General features: G+C 57.3%; 8 protein-coding genes. 3 read left to right on the top strand and 5 right to left on the bottom strand.

The window, feature by feature from the left end; genetic code table 11:
• Positions 1-370 precede the first annotated feature (370 nt).
• From HWY30_RS42335 to HWY30_RS43260, 3 genes are all read left to right on the top strand, one after another.
• Positions 371-958, top strand: coding sequence for a transposase (locus HWY30_RS42335; RefSeq protein WP_244145203.1), 588 nt, complete (start codon positions 371-373; stop codon positions 956-958).
• Between the two features lie 4 nt (positions 959-962).
• Positions 963-1,547 carry an IS3 family transposase gene (locus HWY30_RS42340; RefSeq protein WP_244145204.1) on the top strand — a complete coding sequence of 195 codons (585 nt, stop codon included), beginning with the start codon at positions 963-965 and terminating at the stop codon, positions 1,545-1,547.
• Positions 1,548-1,960: 413 nt separating this feature from the next.
• A complete protein-coding gene (locus HWY30_RS43260; RefSeq protein WP_425199438.1) occupies positions 1,961-2,329 on the top strand; it encodes a type 1 glutamine amidotransferase family protein in 369 nt (122 codons plus the stop codon).
• A 6-nt stretch (positions 2,330-2,335) separates the two neighbouring features.
• Here HWY30_RS43260 and HWY30_RS40050 read toward each other — a convergent pair whose 3' ends face one another.
• The 5 genes from HWY30_RS40050 to HWY30_RS40070 all read right to left on the bottom strand — a co-directional run bounded on the left by HWY30_RS40050 (position 2,336) and on the right by HWY30_RS40070 (position 7,175).
• Positions 2,336-3,484, bottom strand: a complete 1,149-nt coding sequence (locus HWY30_RS40050) for a porin (RefSeq protein ID WP_090812736.1) — start codon at positions 3,482-3,484, stop codon at positions 2,336-2,338.
• A gap of 240 nt (positions 3,485-3,724) precedes the next feature.
• Positions 3,725-4,924, bottom strand: coding sequence for a trans-sulfuration enzyme family protein (locus tag HWY30_RS40055; protein ID WP_208524376.1), 1,200 nt, complete (start codon positions 4,922-4,924; stop codon positions 3,725-3,727).
• A 10-nt stretch (positions 4,925-4,934) separates the two neighbouring features.
• Positions 4,935-5,657: an amino acid ABC transporter ATP-binding protein gene (locus HWY30_RS40060; RefSeq protein WP_090812938.1), complete on the bottom strand. Its 723-nt coding sequence runs from the start codon at positions 5,655-5,657 to the stop codon at positions 4,935-4,937.
• An 86-nt stretch (positions 5,658-5,743) separates the two neighbouring features.
• On the bottom strand, positions 5,744-6,394 hold the full coding sequence (locus tag HWY30_RS40065; protein ID WP_090812738.1) for an amino acid ABC transporter permease: 651 nt from the start codon (positions 6,392-6,394) through the stop codon (positions 5,744-5,746).
• 13 nt (positions 6,395-6,407) lie between these two features.
• Entirely contained in the window at positions 6,408-7,175 is a 768-nt protein-coding gene (locus HWY30_RS40070; protein ID WP_167368885.1) for a substrate-binding periplasmic protein, read from the bottom strand.
• Positions 7,176-7,470 lie beyond the last annotated feature (295 nt).

Below are 7,470 nucleotides of genomic sequence, written 5' to 3' on the forward strand. Positions count from 1 at the left end.
CGCCCGAAATTCCGCCGGGTACGGGGTACGATGCTTGGCCATAATCGGCACCTCCTTCTCCAAAGGATAGATGTCCGTTTTTGCGGGTCAACTTCAGTCCCCAAGCTTTGTTCCTCGCGCGGGCGCCAACTGAGAGTTTCCTCCAAGGCCTGCGCCCATCGCTCCAAGGCTCCTGAATGCCTAGTTGTAACGGCTCGATAACATCCAACGCAGGGCTCGATAACAGTGACCGTTTCGGGATCATTGGCTGAGAATATCGGTGCGCCCAGGCCCACATTATGTGAGAACGGCTCACTTTAATGAGCTTCCCCTGAAATTTCGCCTTCCAACCGGTCGTGTATAAACTCGACGGAAAGGAAGGGAATCAGGGATGTTCAAGGTACCGAAGCAATCGTACACGGCGGAGTTCAAGATGGCCGCCGTCCAGCGGGTCAAGGAAGGCCAGGGCTTTGCCATGGTGGCCCGGGAGTTGGGCATGTCGGAGCAGACGCTTCGCAACTGGGTGAAGGCCGAGGCGTCGGGCAAGCTGAATGGAGCCGGAGCGAAGCCGGTCACGCCGGAGCAGATGGAGCTTTCACGCCTGAGAGCGGAGAACAAGCGCCTGCAGTGGAGCTTGAGATCGCAAAAAAAGCGCGAACTCCGCGAAGGACCTGCTGTGAGGTATGCCTGGATCGACCAGCAGGTCGGGCAGTATCCGCTGTCGTCGCTGTGCTGGGTGTTGTCGGTCAGCGTGAATGGCTACCGCGCGTGGAAGCGCGGCGGCACGCCAGGACGAACCCGCCTGACGGACACGCAATTGCTGACGCTGATCCGGACGGTACATGCCGAGATCAAAGGGGCATACGGCTCGCCGCGCATGACCGAGGAAATCGGTGATCGAGGCTTTCCGGCCAGCAAGGACCGCGAGGAACGGCTGATGCGTGAGCACGCCATCCGAGCCCGGCACAAGCGCCGCTAGCGCGGTGACGACCGATTCGAAGCACAAGTTGCCGGTTGCGCCGAACCTGCTGAATCGCGAGTTCACGCCTGCCGAGCCGAATCAGGTGTTCAGCTCGGACATCACGTACATCTGGACCGACGAGGGCTGGCTGTACCTGGCCGTGGTGCTCGACCTGTTCAACCGGGAAGTGGTGGGCTGGTCGATCAAGCCGCGCATGACGGCGGATCTCGTGACAGACGCGCTGACGATGGCCTGGTTTCGCCGCCGCCCCGCGCCGGGTGCGCTGTGCCATTCGGATAGGGGCCGCCCAGTACGCGAGTCACGAGTTCCAGCGCAAGCTGAGCGCCTACGACATGCGCTGCTCGATGAGCCGAAAGGGAGATTGTTGGGACACGCCCCGACGGAAAGCTTCTTCAACAGTTTGAAAAACGAACGGGTTCACGCCACGCGCTACCGCACGCATCAGGACGCGAAGGCCGATCTGTTCGAATATGTCGAAGTGTTTTACAACCGCAGCCGTCGTCATTCGTCGCTCGGCTTTGTTTCTCCGGAAAGGTCTCTTCAGGACTGGATCAAGGCTCAGCAGACCAAGGATGCGGCTGCATAACTCGGGACCGTTGGAAGGCGAAAAATCGAGGGAAGCTCATAATTGAGAACGGCTCGATAACAGCGAGCCAGAATCACATTCGCTGAGAACGACGAGGAACGGCATAACCTTCGCAGCCAACAGCGTTTCGAATACTCGTTGATGCTGGATAAACCGAACGGTGTTTTCTTGAACCAGAATTCTGCACGGCACGAACGCCCGCCCAGCAAGGCGCAGTGCCGCGAACATAGCCGCTGCCAATCATTCGGCAATACGGTCGTTTTAGTGAACGCACTCCTTGCGGTAGATCGTGCCGGGGCCGGTTGTGTATCAAGCGATCAGCTCACGGCGTCCGACGGTCAACGCTACCGGGACGATCAGCCGGAAAGCCTTTGTGCGTCGCGCTTGGCCGGCATTCTCATCTAATGTGGACCTTGGCCGATGTTATCGAGCTGTTCTCAAACAGTGTGGGCCCGTTCTCACATAATGTGGGCTTGGGCGCACCGATGTTCTCAATGAATGTGGTCTCGTCGGCGCGGATGTTATCGAGCCCTGCGTTGGATGTAATCGAGCCGCTACACCTCCTGGCCGACGCTGGCCTGCTGCAGCACGAGCGCGTGACACTTCATTGGGAAGCAGCATCGGCGTTCCAGGAGCGCTATCCGTCGCTCGCGGTCAGCCAGGAACTGTTCGAGATCGCATTTTTCGCGAACCTACCGTACGCGACTCGGTTCCAGCCCGCGGCAGGACCGCACTTCTCCACGCACGACGGTCCTGTTTCAAGAAGCCGTCGCAGCGGATAAAACGCTTTAGAACGAATGCCGCATGCCGATGCGGACATCGCTTTGCGTGCTCGACGTGGACGGCGTGAAGCTATAGCCAATCACCGCGTTCACACCATTCGATCCTTTCAGGTAGTCGCCCGACACATAGACATCGGTGCGCTTGGACAACAGGTAATGCAGCCCGAGCGAACCCTGGTTCCAGTGGGTACCTTCGTAGTATGTGTACTGGTAGCCGCCATACAAGGTGAGCGCCGGCGTGAAGTTATACGACGCGCCGCCTTCGCCTACGTGCATGTGTGACGACTGCCCAAAGCCCTTGATCGTGGTGTAGGTGTAGTTACCAAACAGCATCAAATCCCCAATCCCGCACGACGAGCCAATGCCGAAGGTGGCCTGGCTATCGATATTAAAAGGGATGCTGCTGTACAGGTCGGTCACCGCGCCCGTCGTAGGATTCACCGTTGCCACCGTCTGGCCGAGGAACGTCTTCGCGCCAATCATTGCGTACGGGTCGAATGCGTAGATGCCATTCGGATTGTTCAGGCGCGTGTACGCGGTGCCGACCGTGAAGTCGCCGTGCGCGTAGTGCGCGCCCAAGCTGTACGCGCTCTTCTCGTGGAAATCACCCGCGGTGTTGCCGAACGAATACATGCCACCGAAGGTCAGGCCGCTAACATCGGGTGACATGTATTTGATCGAGTTCGGCAAGCGGTCGCCGTTCATGCGGTCGAAGTCGCCCTGGTGGATGGCATAACCGCTGCCGAACGACGAGATGTTGTAACCCTCCATGAACTCGTTCGTGATGTCGAGCTGGTTACCGAGCGACACCGTGCCCCACTGGTTCTGCAAGCCAACATACGCCTGCCGGCCGAATTCCGCACCGCCTTGGGCAAGCGTGCCGTTGCCAAGGTTGAAGCCGGACTCGAGCACGAAGACCGCCTTCAACCCGCCGCCCAGATCTTCCGTGCCCTTGAAGCCGAACCGGTTAGCGTAAGAGACGCCGTCGTCGAACTTGACAACATGCGAACCACCCGCGTTGTTGACGTAGGTAATACCGCCATCGATGATGCCGTACAGCGTTACGCTGCTTTGCGCATGAACCATGGCAGGTGCGGATACCGCACCTGCGCCCAATGCTATGGCCGAAAGCTTTACGGCATTTCGCTTCTTCATCGTTTTTTCCCTGATACCCGCTTTGCACGTTCTGTTGGACGAAGCGAGTTCCGCGCTGCTCCGGCGATGAGTCGACCGCTTGGGTCAACGTCGCGCAACGCTTCCCGCTTGATTTTTATTGGAGAGACTGGCGTAGTACTGTGATCTGTTGTCTGTGAAACCTGTGAAGCCGGTGCGTGCGAAGGACGCTTCCCATGCAAACACCCGCCCTGCAAAAGTAAGATTAGAAAAGAGCACCCGTCATCTTCGATCGGGCCACTTGAACTCAAAAGCCGACAACATTAGCTCGATATCTCGCCAAAGATCGAGCGGACTTTCCAATCCGACGCTGAATCGCAGATACATTGAAGTGGAACCACTTGTTCCGAAGCTACGCTGACCATCGAGCGACATCGGTGCAACGAGGCTTCGAGTCCCTCCCCATGAAGCGCCGATTGCGAACAGTTCAAGACGGCCCAGTGCCCGGTCGACAAGCGCCGTGTCGTGCACCTGCAGTTGGACCGAAAATACGCCGGTACTCCCATGAAAGTCCCGTTTCCAGAACTCGTGCCCGGGAGACTCGGGAAGCGCCGGGTGAATCACGCGGGCGATTCCGGGACGATCCTTCAAGCGCTGTGCGAATGCGAGGGCAGTCGACCCGACATGAGCCAAGCGCAATGACATGGTTTCAATTCCGCGCAGCGCTAGAGAGCAATCATCGGGCGATACACCTACGCCCAAATTGGCGAGCTGTTCCCTCACTTGCAGATAAAGATCCATCGATGCAAAGCTCAACGCACCCAGCAACAGATCGGAATGTCCGCCGACATACTTGGTCAACGCTTCAGCGACGACGTCGACGCCGAGCGAAATCGGTTTGCAAAAAAGCGACGTTGCCCATGTGTTGTCGCAGCCGGTCAACACGCCATTTTCCTTTGCGATGCTTACGATCGCGCGGGTGTCACAGACTTCCATTGTTGTTGAACCGGGAGCTTCGATCCAAATCAACTTCGTCCGTCCGACTCTGATCGAGCTACGGAGCGACTGCAGGTTCATCGGATCGTAGATGTCGACCGCGACACCGTAGCGCTGGAGGACCTCTTTCGAAAACTGCTTCACCGGTGGATAGACGTTGTCGGGAATCAGGACGTGATCGCCTTGCGACAATAGCGTCAACATGAGGGCCGATACAGCAGCTTGCCCTGACGGAACAAGAACGGACCGCACGCCGCCCGCCAGTCGAGTCAGTTGTTCCTCGAGTGAACGCGTCGTCGGCGTCCCCATCAACCCATAACTGTATCCGTCCGGAAACCGAAGGGAACGATCACGATAACTTTGCGCGTTTGGGAATACGATCGTGGACGCCCGATACACGGGCGTCGAAAAGCTCTGAAATCCCTCGGTGCTCGCGCCCGCCCTATGAACGCACATAGTCGATTGTTCAAAAACATGATCTGCCATTTGCGTTACCTCACAGCACTTTTGAGAGAAACTCGCGCGTTCGCTCTTCACGCGGGTTGCCGAGCACCTGCGCGGGCGGCCCAATTTCCAGGATTTTCCCGCCGTGCATGAACGCGACGCGCTTGCTTGCCTCACGAGCGAATCCCATTTCATGGGTAACGACAACCATCGTCATCCCGTCGCGTGCAAGATTCCGGATGACGTCCAGTACCTCGCGTACCATCTCGGGGTCGAGCGCCGACGTTGGTTCGTCGAAAAGAAGCACACTCGGTTTCATGGCCAGCGCGCGGGCTATCGCGACGCGCTGCTTCTGCCCGCCGGACAGCTTTTGCGGCACTACGTTTGCTTTGTCGCTCAGGCCTACCTTGGCCAAAAGTTCCTCAGCCTTGTCCCTCGCCTGCAGCTTTGACATCCCCAGCAACCGCGTCGGCCCGAGAGTCACGTTCTCGAGTACCGTCATATTGGTGAACAAGTTGAAGTTCTGGAACACCATCCCGATCTTTCGACGCAATTTGTTGACGTCGTACTTCCTGCTGAGAACATCGTCGCCGTCGATGTGTATGGTTCCCGCGTCCGGCGTTTCGAGCAGATTCAGGCAGCGGAGGAGCGTTGATTTTCCAGATCCCGATGCGCCGATTAAAGCGACTACCTCGCCCTCAGCGACCGACATGCTGACGCCGTTGAGCACGTGAACCGATCCGAACGCTTTTTCGATACCGCTCGCAGAAATCATGGAGGCGCTTTCGGCTGCAACCCGGCGCTCGCTGGCACCGGGAGCGGGTTGATCTGCAAGCTCCGAAAGGATACGGATTGGCGCATTCATCGAGAAACCCTTTGTTCGAGGTAGCCGGTCACGCGTTCGGCTACGAGGTATATGACCAGATACATGCCGCCCACTATGGAGAGGACACGGATCATGTCAAAGTTCTGCATGTAGATGTTCTGCCCGGCGAGCGTGAGTTCCGTCACGCCTATAACAGACAATAGCGACGTATTCTTGAGCGTGATGCTGAGCTGATTCGCCAGGTTTGGGATCATGGTTCGAAACGCCTGCGGCATGATCACCAGTCTCATGGTTTGCCAATGACCGAACCCGATTGCACGTCCGGCCTCCATTTGCCCTTGATCGACTGCCTGAATCCCGGAGCGAAAGACTTCGGCCAGAAACGCCGCCGTGTATAGCGCCATGGCGATTCCGCCAGCGACTATCGCGGGTGTCCGAACCCCTGTCAACACGGGCAAGCCAAAGTAGACCAACAAGATCTGGACGAGCAGCGGCATGCCGCGAATGAGGGTTCCATATGCCGCGGCAATCGAAGCCGCCAACCGGAGCCTGGACATTTTCATAAACGCGAGCGGCAGACCTAGCACACCGCCGAAAGCCATTGATGTCACTGTCAGGATCACGGTTAACTTCATCCCCTCCAAAAGAGAGGGTAGGTAATCCCAAAGCCAAGTCATATCTGTCATGAGTGGCCGCTCCTCAATTCATGTTGTATGTCTTGGCGATGGCATCCAATTCGCCGCTGGCTTTCAATTTCGCGATGCCACGATTGACGACTGCGACCCACTTGCTTCCTTTGGGGAAAGCGAATGCGATACCTGTCGGATCCAGCATAGGACTCACGATCTTGATCGTGGGCTTCGCGCCTTCGACCCGCAACTGATAGCTCACCAACGCGGAGTCGTAGATCATCGCAGCGACGTCGCCCGACCTCATAGCTAGCTGCATACTCGCCGGATCTTGGAGGATGCGCAGATTGACACCCCATTCAGGCGCGTGCTCACGCGCGACTTTCAACGCAGCGGAGCCTTGCTCGCAAGCAATCGTATTGCCCTTGAGATCGGAAAGGCTCTTGATTCCGCTATTAACCGGGACTATGACGAGAGCGCCCTCGACGAAGTAGGGCGTCGAGAAGTCCACAATTGCCTGACGTTCTTTCGTAATGAAAATACCGCTTACGGCGATATCGAGCTGACCAACCTGGAGCGCCGGGATCAAACCGTCGAATGCCATCTCCTGATAACGCATATCGAGGTTTTCGAGCTTTCCTACCCTCCGCAGGATGTCGTTGCTGATCCCTAGAAATTTACCCCCTTGGATATACGAGAAAGGTGGCGCATCGGGCGCAGCCCCGACCGTTACCGTCGCGTTCGTGGGGTTGCCGTCTGCCAGCGCAGCTGACGAATGCCCGAATGCCGCAGCCGCGATGCACAGGAACATTGCAATACAAGGTCTCTTTTTCAACACGCAGATCTCCTCCAAGAAAGTGAGTGACGAAACCTGCAGCCGCAGGAGTCGGCCGTTCCGAATATCGGATCAATGTTCCTATATTATGGATATCGTCAATGACGGATGTTATGGGGGTTTATGCTCATTCACATGTCGTTTGCTTTATTGGAACATCGTTCCTATAATTGGAACAATCACCGCAACGGAGGAACCGATGGGCCACGCCGACACTGAGACTCTTGAGCAACATACCGCCAACCTTGCCTTTTCCTGCAGGGAGAAACTCTTTTCAACCGCGCCGGAACTCGACCTC

Source organism: Paraburkholderia tuberum STM678 (assembly GCF_902833905.1).
GTDB lineage: Bacteria > Pseudomonadota > Gammaproteobacteria > Burkholderiales > Burkholderiaceae > Paraburkholderia > Paraburkholderia tuberum.